Origin of the sequence: Hydrogenophaga pseudoflava, assembly GCF_004353865.1 — a bacterium.
Taxonomy (GTDB): Bacteria; Pseudomonadota; Gammaproteobacteria; order Burkholderiales; family Burkholderiaceae_C; genus Hydrogenophaga; species Hydrogenophaga pseudoflava.
Genome location: NZ_CP037867.1, coordinates 2499657 through 2516676, shown reverse-complemented (window position 1 = coordinate 2516676; position 17020 = coordinate 2499657). Strand labels below are relative to the sequence as shown.

Genomic DNA, 17020 nt, shown 5'->3' with positions numbered 1-17020 from the left:
TCAGCCGGCCAGCGCCGCGCTGCGGTTCAGGCGTTCGAGCACGCCGCGGTAGATGGCCGTGAGCGGCTCGATGTCGGCCACGGCCACGTGCTCGTCGACCTTGTGGATGGTGGCGTTGGGAGGACCGAGTTCGACCACCTGCGGGCAGATTTGCGCGATGAACCGGCCGTCGCTGGTGCCGCCGGTGGTGGAGAGCTCGGTCGCGATGCCGGTGGCGTCCTGGATGGCGGCGCGCACGGCATCGACCAGGGTGCCTGGCGTGGTGAGGAAGGGCAGGCCGCCCAGGGTCCACGCGAGGTCGTAGTCGCTGCCTGGCCGCAGACCATGCCGCGCCAGCACCTCGGCCACGCGGCCCTGCAGGCCTTCGGGCGTGGACTCGGTGGAGAAGCGGAAGTTGAAGTCGATGACCACGGTGCCGGGAATCACGTTGCTCGCGCCGGTGCCGCCGTGGATGTTGCTGACCTGCCAGCTGGTGGGCGGAAAGAAGGCGTTGCCTTCGTCCCAGACCGTGGCCGCCAGTTCGGCCAGTGCAGGGGCCACCAGGTGGATAGGGTTCTTCGCCAGCTGCGGGTAGGCGATGTGGCCCTGGATGCCCTTGACCGTGAGCTTGCCGCTCATGGTGCCGCGGCGGCCGTTCTTGATCATGTCGCCGGTGCGCTCGACCGAGGTCGGTTCGCCCACGATGCACCAGTCCAGCCGTTCACCGCGTCGCTGCAGTTCCTTGCAGACCACCACCGTGCCGTCGTTGGCCGGGCCTTCCTCGTCGCTGGTGAGCAGGAAGGCGATGTCGATGGCCGGCCGCGGCGTGGCGGCGAGGAACTGTTCGCAGGCCACCACCATCGCCGCCAGCGAGGTTTTCATGTCGCTCGCGCCGCGTCCGAAGAGCCTGCCGTCGCGGTGGCTGGGCACGAAAGGGTCGCTGGTCCAGGCGTCCAGCGGGCCGGTGGGCACCACGTCGGTGTGGCCCGCCCAGACGAGGGTGGGGCGCCGACCGGTGCCGCAGCGCGCCCACAGGTTGGCAACGCGGAAGGCGTCCGGTCCGCTGTCCATGCGCTCGCATGCAAAGCCCAGCGTTTGCAGCCGCGCCGCGATGATGTCCAGGCACCCCGCGTCATCGGGGGTGACCGAGGGGCGGGCGATCAGTTCTTCGGCAAGGCGCAGCGTGGCGGTCATCAGAATTTGACGTCGAGCGTGAACTCGGTGAAGGTGGCCTGGTCGCTCTGGTCGTCGTCCGACGGCGTCGCCGCCTGGCTGGCCTTGGAGGCGTTGAAGTCGTTCTGCAGACGCCAGAGCAGGTTGTTGGGCGAATCGGCATGCACCAGCGCCTCGTTGCGCGTGACCAGGCCGTCGAGCACCAGACGCGCGAGGTCCTGCTCGAAACTCTGCGAGCCGACCGCCAGCGACTTTTCCATCGCCTCGCGCACCCCCGAGAAGTCGCCCTTCTGGATCAGGTCGGCCACCAGGGCGGTGTTGAGCAGCACCTCCATCGCAGGCACTCGTCCGCCGGTGTGGGTGCGCAGAAGGCGCTGCGACACGACGGCGCGCAGCGCCGCGGCCAGATCGCCCAGCATCGTCGGGCGCACCTCGACCGGGTAGAAACTCAGGATCCGGTTGAGGGCCTGGTAGCTGTTGTTGGCGTGCAAGGTGGCCATGCACAGGTGGCCCGACTGGGCGTAGGCAATGGCGGCCGACATGGTCTCGCGGTCGCGGATTTCGCCGATCAGGATCACATCCGGCGCCTGGCGCAGGGCATTCTTCAGGCCGACCTGCAGCGATGCGGTGTCCCGGCCGACCTCGCGCTGGTTGATCACCGAGCGCTTGTTGCGGTACATGTACTCGATCGGCTCCTCGATGGTGAGGATGTGGCCGGTGGCGTTCTCGTTGCGGTGGTCGATCATGGCCGCCAGCGTGGTCGACTTGCCGGCGCCGGTGGCACCGACCATCAGCACCAGGCCGCGTTTTTCCATCACGATCTCGTTGAGGATCGGGGGCACGTTCAGCGAGTCCAGCGACGGCACGTCCGCCGGAACAAAACGGATCACCACCGCGTAGTTGCCGCGCTGACGCATGGCACTGACCCGGAAGTTGCCGATGCCGTCCAGCGGCACCGCCATGTTGAGTTCACCGGTTTCCACCAGTTCCTCGATGCGGGCCGGCGGCACGATTTCGGACAGCAGGTTGCGCGGCGCCTCGGGCGGCAGCACCTGGCTGTTGATCGGGATGGTCTGGCCGTTGATCTTGATCATCGCCGGCGCATGGGCCGACAGGTAGACGTCCGAGGCCTTCTTGTCGGCCATCAGGCGCAGGATGCGCTCCATCGTTCCGCTGCTCATGTCGGCTCCCGGGTCAGGCGTTGAGATCAGTCGCGCAGCAAGTCGTTGATGCTGGTCTTCGAGCGCGTCTGGGCGTCCACGCGCTTGACGATGATGGCGGCGTACATGCTGTAGTCGGCGCCGTTGGCGGCCTTCTTGGGCAGGTTGCCGCTGACCACCACCGAGCCCGAGGGCACGCGGCCGTAGCTGATCTCGCCGGTGGCGCGGTCAAAGATCGGGGTGCTCTGGCCGATGTACACGCCCATGCCGAGCACCGAGTTCTCTTCCACGATCACGCCTTCGACCACTTCGGAGCGGGCGCCGATGAAGCAGTTGTCCTCGATCACGGTCGGGTTGGCCTGCAGCGGTTCCAGCACGCCGCCGATGCCGACGCCGCCGGAGAGGTGCACGTTCTTGCCGATCTGTGCGCAGGATCCCACGGTGGCCCAGGTATCGACCATGGTGCCCGAGTCGACATAGGCGCCGATGTTCACATAGGAGGGCATGAGGATCGCGCCCGACGCGATGAAGCTGCCGCGGCGGGCCACGGCCGGGGGCACCACGCGCACGCCGGTGGCCTTGAGTTCGGCCTCGGAGAGGTGGGCGAATTTGGTCTGCACCTTGTCGAAGAAAGCCAGGTCGCCGGCCTTCATCACCGCGTTGTCCTTCAGGCGGAACGACAGCAGCACGGCCTTCTTGATCCACTGGTGCACCGTCCACTGGCCCACGCCTTCGCGGGTGGCCACGCGCAGCTTGCCGCTGTTGAGTTCGGCAATCACGTGCTCGACCGCGTCCAGCACTTCCTTCGGGGCGGATGCGGGCGAGAAGTCGGCGCGCTGTTCCCAGGCGTTGTCGATCAGGGTTTGCAGTTGTTGGGTCATGAGACGGGTCGGCGTTGGGGTTGAAATGGGTGGTTCAGCGAGACTGTTCGCGGCAGAAGCGCACGATGCGTTCAGCGGCTTCCAGGCATTCGGCGGGTTCGGCCACCAGGGCCATGCGCACGCGGCCGGCGCCGGGGTTGGTGCCACCACTGGCTCGCGCCAGGTAGCTGCCGGGCAAAACGGTCACATTGTATTGAGCCAGCAGTTCCCGGGCGAAGGCCTCGTCGGCGCTCAGGCCGGCCACCTTGCCCTCGAACGAGGCCGGCACGCCGGCCCAGAGGTAGAAGGCCGCGTCGGGCAGCGCCACATCCAGCACCTCGGCCAGCATGGGTGTGACGGCGGCGAACTTCTCGCGGTACTGGCGGCGGTTGTCGATCACATGCTCCTCGTCGCCCCACGCGGCCACGCTGGCGGCCTGCACGGCCGGGCTCATGGCGCCGCCGTGGTAGGTGCGGTAGAGCAGGAAGCTCTTGATGAGCGCGGCATCCCCCGCCACGAAGCCGCTGCGCAGGCCGGGCACGTTGCTGCGCTTGGACAGGCTGGTGAACATCATGAGGTTCTTGAAGTCCGGACGGCCCAGTTTCACGGCGGCTTCAAGGCCGCCCAGCGGCGGTTCGTCGCGGAAATAGATCTCGCTGTAGCACTCGTCGGACGCGATCACGAAGCCGTGGCGGTCGCTCAGCTCGAACAGCTTCTGCCACTCGTCCAGCGGCATCACGGCGCCGGTGGGGTTGCCGGGCGAGCAGACGAAGATCAGCTGCGTGCGCGCCCAGACCTCGTCGGGCACGCTGTCCCAGTCCACCGCGAAGTTGCGCGCCGGCACGCTGGGTACGTAGAAGGGCTGGGCGCCGCCGAGCAGGGCCGCACCTTCGTAGATCTGGTAGAACGGATTGGGAAAGGCCAGCGTGGCGCCGGGCTTTGAGGCGTCCAGTACCGTCTGTGCAAACGAGAACAGGGCCTCGCGCGAACCGTTCACCGGCAGCACCTGGGTGGCGGCGTCGACGGGGACGCCATAGCGGCGCTGCATCCAGGCGGCGCAGGCCTGGCGCAGGGCGGGTTCGCCGGCGGTGGCGGGGTAACCGGTCAGGCCGGTGTCCAGCGCGGCGGCCAGCGCGTCCTTGAGCATCTGCGGCGTGGCGTGTTTGGGCTCGCCGATGCCCAGGCTGATGGGACGCAGGTCGGGGTTGGGCGTGACGCCCGCGAAGAGCCGGCGCAGCCGTTCGAAGGGGTAGGGCTGCAGGCGGGAGAGCAGGGGATTCATGGGCCGCGATTATCGGCCATGGCCTGCGGCCCGCCGGCTGCAGGTCTTACTGTTTGGGCAGTCCCAGCTTGCTGATCATGGCGCCCCATTCGTCGTGGGTTTTCTGCACGAGCGCGGCGAATTCCTGCGGTGTGTTGCCGCCCGCCTCGTAGCCGCCATCCCGGTAGAACTTGGCGACTTCGGGCATGGCCAGCACCTTCACCAGCGCATCATTGAGCTTCTTCACGACGGCGGGCGGCATGTTGGCCGGGCCGAAGAAGCCAAGCCAGCTGGGCAGGTCCATGCCGGTGTACCCCTGTTCGGCAAACGTGGGCACGTCGGGCAGGGCGCTGACGCGCTGGGACGCCGCAATGGCCATGATCTTCACCTTGCCGCTCTGTGCAGCAATGATCGCGGAGGGTGCGGAATCGAACATGTACTGGACCCGACCTCCGATCAGGTCCTTGGCCGCGTCGGAGCCACCCTTGTAGGGGATGTGCACCGAGTCGATCTGGGTCTGACGGGTGAACGCCTCACCGTAGATGTGCGACGAGGTGCCCAGTCCGAAGGATGCATAGCTGGTCTTGCCGGGATTCGCCTTGATGTAGGCGACCAGTTCGCGCACGTTGTTCGCCGGCACGGAGGTGCTCATCGACAGCACCAGCGGGCCCCGCCCGCCCACCGACAGCGGGGTGAAGTCCTTGAACGGGTGGTAGGGCACCTTGGCAAACATGTGGGGGTTCTGCGCAAAGGTGGAGGATGGCGAGTACATGAGCGTGTAGCCATCCGGTGCGGCTCGGGCGACCTCGCTGGCGGCGAGCATGGTGCTGGCGCCTGGCCGGTTGTCCACGACCACATTGGTGCCCAGCACCTCGCCGAGCTTCTGGGCCACGGTGCGGGCCTGGGCATCGGTGCCGCCACCTGCGGTGAAGCCGACCACCAGGCGGATCGGACGGTCTTTTGTCGGGAAATCCTGGGCGAATGCGGGCAGCGTGCTGCCGGCCAGTGCGGCGGCTGCCAGCAGCGTCACGACCTGACGGCGTGTGCGCGAGGCCGTACGAGAAGGGGTGGTAGGGCCAAGTTCGGGCATGTTGTCTCCTGTTGTGGTTGCGATGAAAATGGACTGTATATCCATAAAACACTTTCAGTAAGCGTGTTTTGTCGGTGTTAACCCTTATAAACGCCTATTTGGATTGTAAAAATGAAAACACAGTCCATAATTAGAGCAACCAAGGAGAAGATATGAAAGTGCAGACCCTCACGCGGACCGACGAACGCTTCCTCACCTCGGATGTGTTCGATCGCGACCAGCGGGTGGCGCGGCCGGATCACGGCACCTGGGACGAGCCCGGGCGGCGCATCCCGATTTACCACCGTTGTGGTGTGCTGGTCGTGGGTGGGGGGCCTTCGGGTACCGCCGCCGCCGCCTCCGCCGCCGCCGCCGGTGCCGACGTGGCACTTCTGGAGCGCTACAACCACCTGGGCGGGCTGTCAACCGGCGGGCTGGTGATCTGGATCGACCGCATGACCGACTGGGAAGGGCAACTGGTTGTGCGAGGTTTCGCCCAGGAGGTGTTCGAGCGGTTGCCGGCGGATGCCATCGCCGGGCCGACCCGGGAGGACTGGGGGTCCCAGGAGCCCGACAAGGCGGGCTACTGGTCGCACCGCACGGCGGGCTTCCACGGCGTCGTGACCTGGTCGCCCACCATCGACCCCGAGCGTCTGAAACTTCTGTCGCAGGAAATCGTGATCGAGCGTGGCGTCAAGCTGATCTACCACTCATGGGCCGCGCTGCCCATCGTGGATGAAAAGGGGGTCGTCAAAGGCGTGGTCTTCGAGAGCAAGGAAGGGCGCATGGCCATCATGGCCGACGTGGTGGTCGACGCCACCGGCGACGGTGATCTGTTCGCGCGCGCCGGTGCGGCGTTCGTCAACGACATCGAACAGGCCGACGTGCACCACTGCATGAACACCTCCTGGCTGTTCGGGGGCGTTGACATGAACCGCTGGATCGACTTCAAGACTGGGCGACCCGACGATCACGCGGCCTTCATGGCCCGAGGTCGTGAGCAGCTCAAACTGTTCGAACGCCCGTTTGTGTCCTGGCGCAACGACATCGCGCTGTTCATGGGGCCGCGGCAGTCGGGGTACTCGGCGCTCGATGTGGACGATCTGACGGCGGTTGAAGTGCGTTCGCACCGGGCGATGGCCGCCCATCTGGACTATTTCAAGGCACACGCGCCGGGCTTCGAAGACGCCTATCTGCTGCAAAGCGCGCCGCAGATCGGCGTGCGCCACGCGCGCCGGCTGGTCGGCACGGACGGCGTCTGGCGCCACCGCTGGCCCGAGGGGCGTGCGCTGCCCGACGAGGTGGCGGTTTCGCCGGCGGTCTCGCCCAAATTCCCCAACATCTCCGTGCCCTACGGGGCGCTGGTGCCCGAGAAGCTCGACGGGCTGCTGGCCTGTGGCCGCCACATTTCCTGTGACCGCAATTCGCACGGATTCATGCGCGAGATTCCGCAATGTTGGTTGACCGGCCAGGCCGCCGGAGTGGGGGCCGCGCTGGCGGTGCGCCACGGCGTCGCACCGCGCGCGGTGGACATCGGTGCCTTGCAGGCCGAGTTGTTGCGCCAGGGGGTGTATCTGCGACCCGGCGCGGCCGTGCAGCCCGAGCCGTTGGTCGCGTCGGCGTGAGCGCATCCTCATGAAGGCACCTCTTATATTGGCGGGTTTCCAAGAGGAGACCACCATGGCGAACGATCGTCCAGGCATCCACGACGCGCCGCGAGCCGAGCGTCCCGATACCGTGTCCGCGCTGGAGCGTGGCATTTCTGTGTTGCGCTGTTTCTCTGAGGAGCGGCCAGTGCAGGGGTACGCCGAGCTGGTGCGCATGACGGGCATTCCCAGGCCCACGCTCAACCGCATCGTCGGCACCTTGCTGGGGGCTGGCATGCTCAAGAACGCGCCCATGGCCGACCGTTTCATGCTGGGGCCGGGGGTGGTGTCGCTGGCGCGGGTCTTTCTCGGCAGCCTGGACGTCCGGGGCGTGGCCAGGCCCCATCTCCAGGCACTGGCGGAGGAGGTGGGCGTGTCCACCTATCTGGCCGTGCGCGACGGCATGGAGATGGTGATCATCGAGGCATGCCGTCCGCGCTCGTCGATGCTCACCGCGCGGCTGGACGTGGGCTCGCGCGCACCACTGCCGGTGTCGGCGCTGGGGCGGGCCTTCCTGTCGGCCATCGACGATGCACAGCGCCAGCAGCTGATCGACTCGCTGCGGCTGTTGCGCGGCCCTGAATGGGACAGCGTGGCCCCGGCCATGCACCGTTCGATCGACGAGGCCCGGCGGCTGGGCTATTGCCTGTCGCTCGGCGAATTCCACCGCGAGATCAATTCGGTGTCGGTGGCGCTGTACGGACCGTCCGGCGAGGTCATGGCGCTCAACTGCGGTGGCGCCGCGTTCATGTTCACCGAACAGCGCCTGCGCGAAGAACTGGCGCCGCGCCTGCGGGCCATTGCCAAAGACATCGCACAGGCCATTGGCGGGCGCGTGCCCGAACTGCGGCCGTCCTGAGGCGGCCTGCGACCACCCACGATACGGAGACCTCATGCAACTGAGCGACGAAGAGAAAGCCATGTACGACGGCCGCGACGGGCCGGCCGTTCAGAAGGCGATGGACCTGCTGGTGCGCTACGGTGAAGCGCTGGATGCCGAGTGCCTGGTGCAGACCCGCAACGTCTGCGCCACCATCACCTCGACCACCCCGTTCCAGCGCGAGTTCGCGCTGGCCAAGGGCGGCATGGACGCGGTGTTTTCCGAGTTCAGCCTCGACAGCCAGGAAGTGGTGCAGATTCCTAAGTTCAAGGTCTTCACCAGCCATCTGCAGCTGGGCTTCGATCCCGGTCAGCCCGAGCGCATGGGCGTGAACGAGGAGACCGTGCGGTTCTATGAGCAGAGCGAGCGCCACGCTGCCGGTCTGGGCGCCCAGATCATGAACACCTGCACCCCGTATCAGGTGGGCAACATTCCCACCCGCGGCGAGCACTGCGCATGGATGGAGTCGTCCGCGGTGGTCTACTGCAACTCGGTGCTGGGGGCGCGCACCAACACCGAGGGACGCGAGAGCTGTGGTGCGGCGATGCTGACCGGGCGCATTCCCTACTGGGGCTATCACCTTCCCGAAAACCGATACGCCACACACCTCGTGGAACTCGACATCGAGGTCGAGTCGGTGCAGGACTGGGGACTGCTGGGCTACTTCATCGGCGAACATGTGCAGGATCGGGTGCCGGTGCTGCATCGGCGAGGGGGGCTGGAGCAGGTGCCCAACCTGCCGCGCCTCAAGCACTTTGGCGCCGCCGCCGCGTCCTCGGGCGGGGTGGAGCTTTTCCACATCGCCGGCATCACCCCTGATGCCCTGACGCTGGAACAGGCGCTCGGGGGGCGGCCGCCGCGCGAAGTGTTGCGCTACGGCGAGGCCGAGCGCCGCCTCGCTTACGAGAAGCTCAACATGACCGCGCAGTCGGCCGAGATCCAGTACGTCATGCTGGGCTGTCCGCACTACACGATCGAACAGATCTGGGAAGCCGCGCAACTGCTGGAAGGGCGGCGCGTGCATCCGGACTGCGAGCTGTGGATCTTCACGCCCCGCGCCATCAAGGCGCTGGCCGACCGCAACGGCTACACCAAGATCATCGAAGACGCCGGCGGCATCCTCATGTCCGACAGCTGTTCTGCCATGAGCCGCGCTGTGCCCAAGGGCACCCGGACGGTGGCACTGGACTCGGCCAAGCAGGCGCACTACCTGCCCGCCATCCTCGGCGTGCAGGCCTGGTTCGGCACCACGGCGCAATGCATCGACGCGGCATGCACCGGCCGCTGGCAAGGAGGACTGCAATGAGCACCGAAACACCGTCCCTGGCCCCGCCCAGCGAACCAAAGGTGATCGTCATCCACGGACGCAAAGTGGTGGGTGGCATCAGCGAAGGCGAGGCGCTGGTCACGCGCGACCACATTTCAGGCTGGGGCGGCATCGACCCGCGCACCGGCAGCGTGATCGAAACCCGCCACGAACTGCGGGGACAGAGTTTTGCCGGCAAGGTGCTGGTGTTCCCGGGAGCCAAAGGCTCCTCGGGCTGGTCGGCCATGTTCCACATGACCCGGTTGCTCAAGACCGCGCCGGCGGCGTTCCTGTTCAATGAAATGACCACCAAGATGGCACTGGGCGCCGTGGTGACCCATGCACCGGCCATGACCGGGTTCGATCGAGATCCGCTCGATTGCATCGAGACCGGAGACTGGGTGCGGGTGGACGCCGAAGCCGGCGTGGTGGAAATCACCAAGCGCGGTTGAGGCGGGGCGGGGCGCCGCCCCCTCGGGCGCCAGGGCGGCTGGGGTAACATTTCGGGCCTGTATCCGATCACCGACTGGGGCCCCTTTGCGTCTGAATTCCATCAAGCTGTCCGGCTTCAAATCGTTCGCCGAGCCGACCAATTTCATGCTGCCGGGGCAGCTGGTGGGCGTGGTGGGCCCGAACGGCTGCGGCAAGTCCAACATCATGGACGCGGTGCGCTGGGTGCTGGGCGAGAGCAAAGCGTCGGAATTGCGTGGCGAGTCCATGCAGGACGTGATCTTCAACGGCACCAACAACCGCAAGCCGGCCAGCCGCTCCAGCGTGGAGCTGGTGTTCGACAACAGCGACCACCGCGCCGGCGGCCAGTGGGGCCAGTTCACCGAAATCGCGGTCAAGCGCGTGCTCACGCGCGACGGCACCAGCAGCTACTACATCAACAACCAGCCGGTGCGCCGCCGCGACGTGCAGGATGTGTTCCTGGGCACCGGCCTGGGGCCGCGGGCCTACGCCATCATCGGCCAGGGCACGATCAGCCGGATCATCGAATCCAAGCCCGAGGAACTGCGCCTGTTCCTCGAAGAGGCCGCGGGCGTCTCCAAATACAAGGAGCGCCGCCGCGAGACCGCCAACCGCCTGGCCGACACGCGCGAGAACCTGACCCGGGTCGAGGACATCCTGCGCGAGCTCAACGCCAACCTCGACAAGCTGGAAAAGCAGGCCGAGGTGGCGGCGCGCTACCATGAGCTGCAGTCCGGCGCCACGCTCAAGCAGCACCAGCTCTGGTTCCTCAAGCGCGCCGAGGCCGAGGCCGATCAGGTCAAGGTCAAGAACGATGCGGCCCAGGCGGTGAACGATCTGGAATCGCGCACCGCGGACCTGCGCCGTGTGGAAAGCGAGCTGGAAACCATCCGCCAGGCGCATTACGCCGCGGGCGACCAGGTCAACCAGGCCCAGGGCAAGCTCTACGAGGCCAGCGCCGAGGTGGGCAAGCTCGAAGCCGAGATCCGTTTCGTGGTCGAGGGCCGCCAGCGCGCCGAGCAGCGCCTGGCGCAGCTCAAGGAGCAGATCGCCTCCTGGTCGACCCGCAGCCAGGACGCGGCCATCGAGCTGGAGCAGCTGGCGGAGAACATCGTCGCGGCCGAGGAACGCTCGGTCGAACTCGCCGCGCAGGGCGAGGAGCAGGCCGGCAGCCTGCCGTCGCTGGAGGACGCGCTGCGCGCCGCGCAGAACGCCGCCAACGAGCAGCGCGGCAGCGTGGCCCAGGTGCAGCAGCAGATCCAGGTGCTGGCCGCCGAGCAGCGCAACATCGAAGAACAGAGCCGCCAGCTCAACCAGCGGCGCGAGCGGCTGGTGGCCGACCGCAACGCCCTGGCCGCGCCCGATGAGGCCCGACTGGCGCAGTCCCAGGCGGCGTTCCAGCAGGCCGAGCAGGCCGCCGAGCTGGTCGAGGCGGTGCTGCACGAACTGCAGGAGAGCGTGCCCGAGCTGGACGAACAGCGTCGCGCGGCGCAGCTCGCGGTCAACCAGGAGTCGGCCAGGCAGTCCGACCTGTCGGCCCGGCAGGAAGCGCTCAAGGCCTTGCAGGAGAAAGTGCGCACCGACGGCAAGCTCAAGCCCTGGCTGGCCAAGCACGGGCTGGATGGCCTGCAGGGTCTGTGGAGCCGTATCCATGTAGAGCCCGGCTGGGAAAACGCCCTGGAGTCCGCCTTGCGCGAGCGCCTGAGCGCGCTGGAGGTGTCGCGCCTGGAGATGGTGCGCGCCTTCGGCAACGACGCGCCGCCGGCCAAACTGGCGTTTTACAGTCCGCCTGCTGCGGACGTGCCCGCGCCGGCCCGCGCCGGTCTCAAGCCATTGGCCGACTGGCTGCGCCTGAACGACGCCGGGCAGAAGGCCTTGCTGGCCGACTGGCTGCAGGGCTGCTGGACCGCCGCGAGCCTGGACGAGGCCATGGCGCTGCGCAGCCAGCTGCAGGCCGGCGAAGCCCTCTATGTGCCGGCCGGCCATGTGGTCACGGCGCACAGCGTCAGCTTCTACGCGCCCGACAGCGAACAGGCCGGCCTGCTGGCCCGCGCCCAGGAAATCGAGAACCTCGACAAACAGCTCAAGGCCCAGGTGCTGATCGCCGAACAGGCGCGCGCCGCGCTGGTGCGCGCCGAAGCGGCCTACACCGACGCCTCGCAGCGCCTGGTGGCCGCGCGCCGCGAGGGTGCCGAGACCCGCACCCGCGCGCACGAGCTGCAGGTCGAGATGCTGCGCCTGACCCAGCTGGCCGAGCAGACCCGCGCCCGCAGCGAGCAGATCGCCGCCGACCTCGCCGAGGTCGATGGCCAGCTCGACGAGTTGCAGGAGCGCCGCGTCACCGCCGAAGCGCGCTTCGAGGAACTGGACATGCAGCTGGCCGACAGCCAGGAGCGCCACGCCCAGCTGGACGACAAGGTGATCGCTGCCGAACGGGCGCTGAACGATGCGCGCGAACAGCAGCGCGGGCTGGAGCGCCAGGCGCAGGAGGCCACCTTCACGCTGCGCAGTCTTCAGGCGCGCCAGGGCGAGCTGCAGCGCTCGCTGGAGACTGCCGGGACGCAGGAAAAGGCCTTGGCTGACGAGGCCGCGCGCGCCGCCGATGAATTCGCCCGCCTGGACGACGCTGCCGCCCAGGCCGGCCTGCAGTCGGCGCTGGCCATGAAGCTGGAGCGTGAGCAGGCGCTGGGCGCACTGCGCAGCCAGTACGACGACCTCACCGCCAAGCTGCGCGCCAGCGACGAACACCGCCTGAAGCTGGAGCGCGAGCTCGACCCGCTGCGCCAGCGCATCACCGATTTCCAGCTCAAGGAACAGGCCGCGCGCCTGGGCGTCGAGCAGTACAGCCAGTTGCTGGCCGAGGCACAGGCCGACCTGGCCGCGGTGGCGCAGAGCATCACCGAAGGCAATGTGCGCCTGGCCGGCCTGCAGTCCGAAATCGACCGTTTCCACCGAGAGATCCAGGCCCTGGGCGCGGTCAACCTGGCCGCGCTGGACGAGCTGACCGCCGCGCGCGAGCGCAAGACCTTCCTCGACGCCCAGTCCAAGGACCTGATCGAGGCGATGAACACGCTGGAAGACGCGATCAAGAAGATCGACGCCGAGACCCGCGACCTGCTGGGCAACACCTTCAACACCGTCAACGAGCACTTCGGCCGCATGTTCCCCGAGCTGTTCGGCGGCGGCAACGCCAAGCTGGTGATGACCGGCGAAGAGATCCTGGACGCCGGCGTGCAGGTGCTGGCACAGCCACCGGGCAAGAAGAACCAGACCATCCACCTGCTCTCGGGCGGCGAGAAGGCGCTGACCGCCATCGCCCTGGTGTTCGCCATCTTCCAGCTCAACCCGGCGCCGTTCTGCCTCCTGGACGAGGTGGACGCGCCACTGGACGATGCCAACACCGAACGCTACGCCCGCCTGGTGACCAGCATGAGCAAGCAGGGTACGCAGTTCCTGTTCATCAGCCACAACAAGATCGCCATGGAAATGGCCGAGCAGCTGATCGGCGTGACCATGCAGGAACAGGGGGTCTCGCGCATCGTGGCGGTGGACATGGAATCCGCCGCCGGTATGCTCGAATCCGCCTGAGGCCATCCCCCACCACCGCCGATTTCCACCCATGAGCACCCTGCAAATCAGCCTGGCCATCGTCGGCGGTCTTGTTCTCGCGGGCGTGGTCGCCTACAACGCCTGGGTCACGCGCCGCAGCGCCCCTCGCACCGCCCGGGGCCTGCCCGAGGCCGACCTGTCGCACGATGATGCGGGCGCGGACACCGTGCCGGTGGGCGAGTCCGAACCCGTGGCGGATCGCACGGGCGACGGCGAGCGCATCGAACCCGTGCTGCGCGACGAGCCGGTGGAAGCGGTGTCGGTGCGCGAAGAAGTGCGGCCCGTGCCCTCGGTGGCGGTCACGCTCAACCACGTCGTCACCACGCCGGACAAGCGGCCCGGGCTGGATGCGCTGATCGACGTCATCGCCCCCCTGCAGCTCGATGGCGAGGTCTCGGGCGATGCCGTGATCGCCGCCCTGCCGGGCACGCGCCGCGTGGGCAGCAAGCCGTTCGCGGTCGAAGGACTGGTCGAAGATGGCGGCGAGTGGGAGGCGCCCCGGTTGGGGCAGCGCTACAAGGCCCTGCAGGTGGGTGTGCAGCTCGCGAACCGCGCCGGCGCCCTGAACGACATCGAGTTCTCCGAGTTCGTGATGAAGGCCCAGGCCTTTGCCGACGCCATCGGCGCCATGCCGGACTTCCCCGACATGCGGGCCGAGGTGGCGCGGGCCCGCGAGCTGGACGCCTTCGCCAGCGGCCACGACGCGCAGCTGGGTTTCACGCTGCGCGCGCGCCGCGCGGCCTGGAGCCCAGGCTATGTGTCGCAGAACGCCGCGCGCTTCGGTTTTGTGGCGGGCGTGCTGCCCGGCCGCATGGTGCTGCCCGGCAGCGCCGCGGGCCAGGCCCCCATCCTCAGTCTGTCGTTCGATCCGCAGGCGGCCATGGCCGAGGACCCGGAGCAGAGTGCGCTGCGCGAGATCAACCTGTCGCTGGAGGTCACGCACGTGCCCCGCAGCGAGCAGCCTTTTGTGCGCCTGCGCCAGGCCGCCTCGGCATTGGCCGAGGCCATGGACGGTGTGGTCACCGACGACGCCGGCCAGCCACTGGGCGCCGACACCATGGACCAGATCGGCGCCGACCTCGAGTCCCTCTACGACGCGCTCGACAGCCACGACCTCTCCGCCGGCTCACCGCAGGCGCGACGCCTGTTCTCCTGATGACACCTGACCTGTTTGCCGCCGAGCCCACGCCGGCGGAGCGCGCCGCGGACTTGCGCGCGCAACTGCACCACCACGCCCACCGCTACTACGTGCTCGACGCGCCTGAGATCCCCGACGCCGAATACGACCGGCTGTTTCAGGAGCTTCAGGCGATCGAGGCCGCGCACCCCGAACTGCTGACTGCTGACTCGCCGACCCAGCGCGTGGGCGGCAAGATTCTCGACGGGCTGGTGCCGGTGCGCCATGCGGTGCCCATGCTGTCGATCCAGACCGAGACCGACACCACCGCCGCGGGCGCCGAGGCCTTCGATGCGCGCGTGCGCCGCGAACTCGGCCTGGCCGAGGCCGACCCCGCGGTCGAATACGCGGCCGAACTCAAGTTCGACGGCCTGGCGATCAATCTGCGCTATGAACACGGCGTGCTGGTCCAGGCGGCCACCCGCGGCGACGGCGAAACCGGCGAGGACGTGACACAGAACATCCGCACCATCGGGCAGATTCCGTTGATGTTGGCCCCCACGCTCCCCGCTTCGCGTGGTTCGCTGCCCCCCGAGGGGGCGCGTTTCGCCTTGGGGCGGCCAGGCGGTGAAACCCACGGCGCTATTCCAGAAGTGCTGGAGGTCCGCGGCGAGGTCTACATGCGCCGCGACGATTTCGAGCGGCTGAACGAGCGCCAGCGCGAGAAGGGCGAGAAGACCTACATCAACCCGCGCAACACCGCCGCCGGCGCGGTGCGCCAGCTCGACCCGGCGATCACGGCGCAGCGCCCGCTGTCTTTCTTCGCCTATGGCCTGGGCGAGGTGCGCGGCTGGACCCTGCCGGACACCCACAGCGGCCTGCTCGAAGCCCTGGCCGCCTTCGGTCTGCCGGTGTGCGCCGACCGCTGCGTGGCGCAGGGCGCGGCCGGGCTGGTGGCGTTCCACGCGCAGATCGCCGCGAAGCGCGACGCGCTGCCGTTCGACATCGACGGCGTGGTCTACAAGGTCAATTCGCTCGCGCTGCAGCGCGAGCTGGGCTTCAAGACCCGCGAGCCGCGCTGGGCGGTGGCGCACAAGTACCCGGCGCAGGAGCAGCTGACCACGGTGCTGGCCATCGACGTGCAGGTCGGCCGCACCGGCAAGCTCACCCCCGTGGCCAAGCTGGCCCCCGTGTTCGTCGGCGGCGTGACGGTGACCAACGCCACGCTGCACAACGAGGACGAGGCGCGCCGCAAGGACGTGCGCATCGGCGACACGGTGATCGTGCGCCGCGCGGGCGACGTGATTCCCGAGGTCGTGGCGGTGCTGCCGGAGAAGCGCCCCGAGGGTGCGGCCATCTTCACCATGCCGCACACCTGCCCGGTCTGCGGCAGCGCAGCGGTGCGCGAAGAGGGGGAGGTGGACCACCGCTGCACCGGCGGGCTGTTCTGCGGCGCGCAGCGCAAGCAGGCCATCCTGCACTACGCCCAGCGCCGTGCGGTGGACATCGAAGGCCTGGGCGACAAGCTGGTGGAGCAGCTGGTGGACGCCGGCGTGGTCAAGACCCTGCCCGACCTCTACCGCATGGGCCTGATGGCCTTGGCCAACCTGGACCGCATGGCCGAGAAGTCGGCGCAGAACGTGCTGGACGCGCTGGAAAAGTCCAAGCACACCACGCTGCCCCGATTCCTGTTCGGTCTGGGCATCCGCCACGTGGGCGAGGCCACCGCCAAGGACCTGGCGCGCCACTTCGGCAACCTCGACGCGATCATGGATGCCAGCGAGGAGCAACTGCTGGAAGTCAACGATGTCGGCCCGACGGTGGCGCAGAGCCTGCGGACCTTCTTCGACCAGCCGCACAACCGCGAGGTGGTCGAGCAGCTGCGGGCCTGCGGCGTGCACTGGGAAGAAGGGGCACCCGCCGAGCGCGCAGCCCAGCCGCTGGCGGGCAAGACCTTCGTGCTCACCGGCACCTTCCCCACGCTCCGGCGCGAACAGGCCAAGGAAATGCTAGAAGCCGCGGGCGCCAAGGTGGCCGGTTCAGTGAGCAAGAAGACCGACTACGTGGTGGCGGGCGAAGAGGCGGGCAGCAAGCTGGACAAGGCGCGCGAACTGGGCGTGGCGGTGCTTGATGAGGCCGGGATGCGGGCCTTGCTGGCTACTTGAACCGGTAGTGGTCGCGGTTGAGCACCGCCGCCACCGCCGTCACTTCTTCGGGAAACAGGCCCAGGTTCATCTGGGTGTTGCACATCTCCACCATGCCGCGCAGCAGGCCGGCGTTGTTGAACTTGCCTTTTGGCTTGTACATGGCGCTGCCGTCGCCGCCTACCTTGCTGGCGTGGCACTGCGCGCACTTGTGTTCGGCGATCAGCTTCTCGCCCAGCGCCAGGTCGGCGCCCTTGAAAATCTCGGCGCCCTGGGCGAAGACGGCGCCTGAGAACGCCAGGGTGGACAAAGCGGTGCCAATCAGCGCGAGTTTCATGGGTCCTC

The 17020-nt window shown here is 68.0% G+C and carries 13 protein-coding genes; 7 read left to right on the top strand and 6 right to left on the bottom strand.

Annotation, left to right across the window (positions count from 1 at the left end):
• Genes dapE through HPF_RS12100 form a run of 5 tightly spaced genes read right to left on the bottom strand, consistent with a single transcriptional unit; the run spans position 1 to position 5523 of the window.
• On the bottom strand, positions 1-1173 hold the full coding sequence (gene dapE / locus HPF_RS12120; RefSeq protein ID WP_066160370.1) for a succinyl-diaminopimelate desuccinylase: 1173 nt from the start codon (positions 1171-1173) through the stop codon (positions 1-3).
• Entirely contained in the window at positions 1173-2333 is a 1161-nt protein-coding gene (locus HPF_RS12115; RefSeq protein ID WP_066160364.1) for a PilT/PilU family type 4a pilus ATPase, read from the bottom strand. The genes dapE and HPF_RS12115 overlap by 1 nt, the downstream gene beginning before the upstream one ends.
• A gap of 26 nt (positions 2334-2359) precedes the next feature.
• Positions 2360-3193, bottom strand: a complete 834-nt coding sequence (gene dapD / locus HPF_RS12110; RefSeq protein ID WP_079365820.1) for a 2,3,4,5-tetrahydropyridine-2,6-dicarboxylate N-succinyltransferase — start codon at positions 3191-3193, stop codon at positions 2360-2362.
• 34 nt (positions 3194-3227) lie between these two features.
• On the bottom strand, positions 3228-4454 hold the full coding sequence (gene dapC, locus HPF_RS12105; protein ID WP_066160359.1) for a succinyldiaminopimelate transaminase: 1227 nt from the start codon (positions 4452-4454) through the stop codon (positions 3228-3230).
• Positions 4455-4500: 46 nt separating this feature from the next.
• On the bottom strand, positions 4501-5523 hold the full coding sequence (locus tag HPF_RS12100; protein ID WP_079365822.1) for a Bug family tripartite tricarboxylate transporter substrate binding protein: 1023 nt from the start codon (positions 5521-5523) through the stop codon (positions 4501-4503).
• 158 nt (positions 5524-5681) lie between these two features.
• Here HPF_RS12100 and HPF_RS12095 point away from each other — a divergent pair, with 158 nt between their 5' ends.
• The 7 genes from HPF_RS12095 to ligA all read left to right on the top strand — a co-directional run bounded on the left by HPF_RS12095 (position 5682) and on the right by ligA (position 16696).
• Entirely contained in the window at positions 5682-7127 is a 1446-nt protein-coding gene (locus HPF_RS12095; RefSeq protein WP_127807392.1) for an FAD-dependent oxidoreductase, read from the top strand.
• A 55-nt stretch (positions 7128-7182) separates the two neighbouring features.
• A complete protein-coding gene (locus HPF_RS12090) occupies positions 7183-8007 on the top strand; it encodes an IclR family transcriptional regulator (protein WP_066160356.1) in 825 nt (274 codons plus the stop codon).
• A gap of 34 nt (positions 8008-8041) precedes the next feature.
• Positions 8042-9334 (top strand): aconitase X, encoded by a 1293-nt coding sequence (locus HPF_RS12085; RefSeq protein WP_133156747.1) that lies wholly within the window; start codon positions 8042-8044, stop codon positions 9332-9334.
• Entirely contained in the window at positions 9331-9786 is a 456-nt protein-coding gene (locus HPF_RS12080; RefSeq protein ID WP_066160351.1) for an aconitase X swivel domain-containing protein, read from the top strand. Before HPF_RS12085 ends, HPF_RS12080 begins: the two co-directional genes overlap by 4 nt.
• Positions 9787-9871: 85 nt before the next feature.
• Complete coding sequence (smc, locus tag HPF_RS12075) at positions 9872-13393, top strand: chromosome segregation protein SMC (protein ID WP_133156746.1); 3522 nt, start codon at positions 9872-9874, stop codon at positions 13391-13393.
• Between the two features lie 31 nt (positions 13394-13424).
• Positions 13425-14570 carry a cell division protein ZipA C-terminal FtsZ-binding domain-containing protein gene (locus tag HPF_RS12070; RefSeq protein ID WP_133156745.1) on the top strand — a complete coding sequence of 382 codons (1146 nt, stop codon included), beginning with the start codon at positions 13425-13427 and terminating at the stop codon, positions 14568-14570.
• Positions 14570-16696 (top strand): NAD-dependent DNA ligase LigA, encoded by a 2127-nt coding sequence (ligA, locus tag HPF_RS12065; RefSeq protein WP_133156744.1) that lies wholly within the window; start codon positions 14570-14572, stop codon positions 16694-16696. Before HPF_RS12070 ends, ligA begins: the two co-directional genes overlap by 1 nt.
• Here ligA and HPF_RS12060 read toward each other — a convergent pair.
• Positions 16689-17012 carry a hypothetical protein gene (locus HPF_RS12060; RefSeq protein WP_165961696.1) on the bottom strand — a complete coding sequence of 108 codons (324 nt, stop codon included), beginning with the start codon at positions 17010-17012 and terminating at the stop codon, positions 16689-16691. The genes ligA and HPF_RS12060 overlap by 8 nt on opposite strands.
• Positions 17013-17020: the final 8 nt, after the last annotated feature.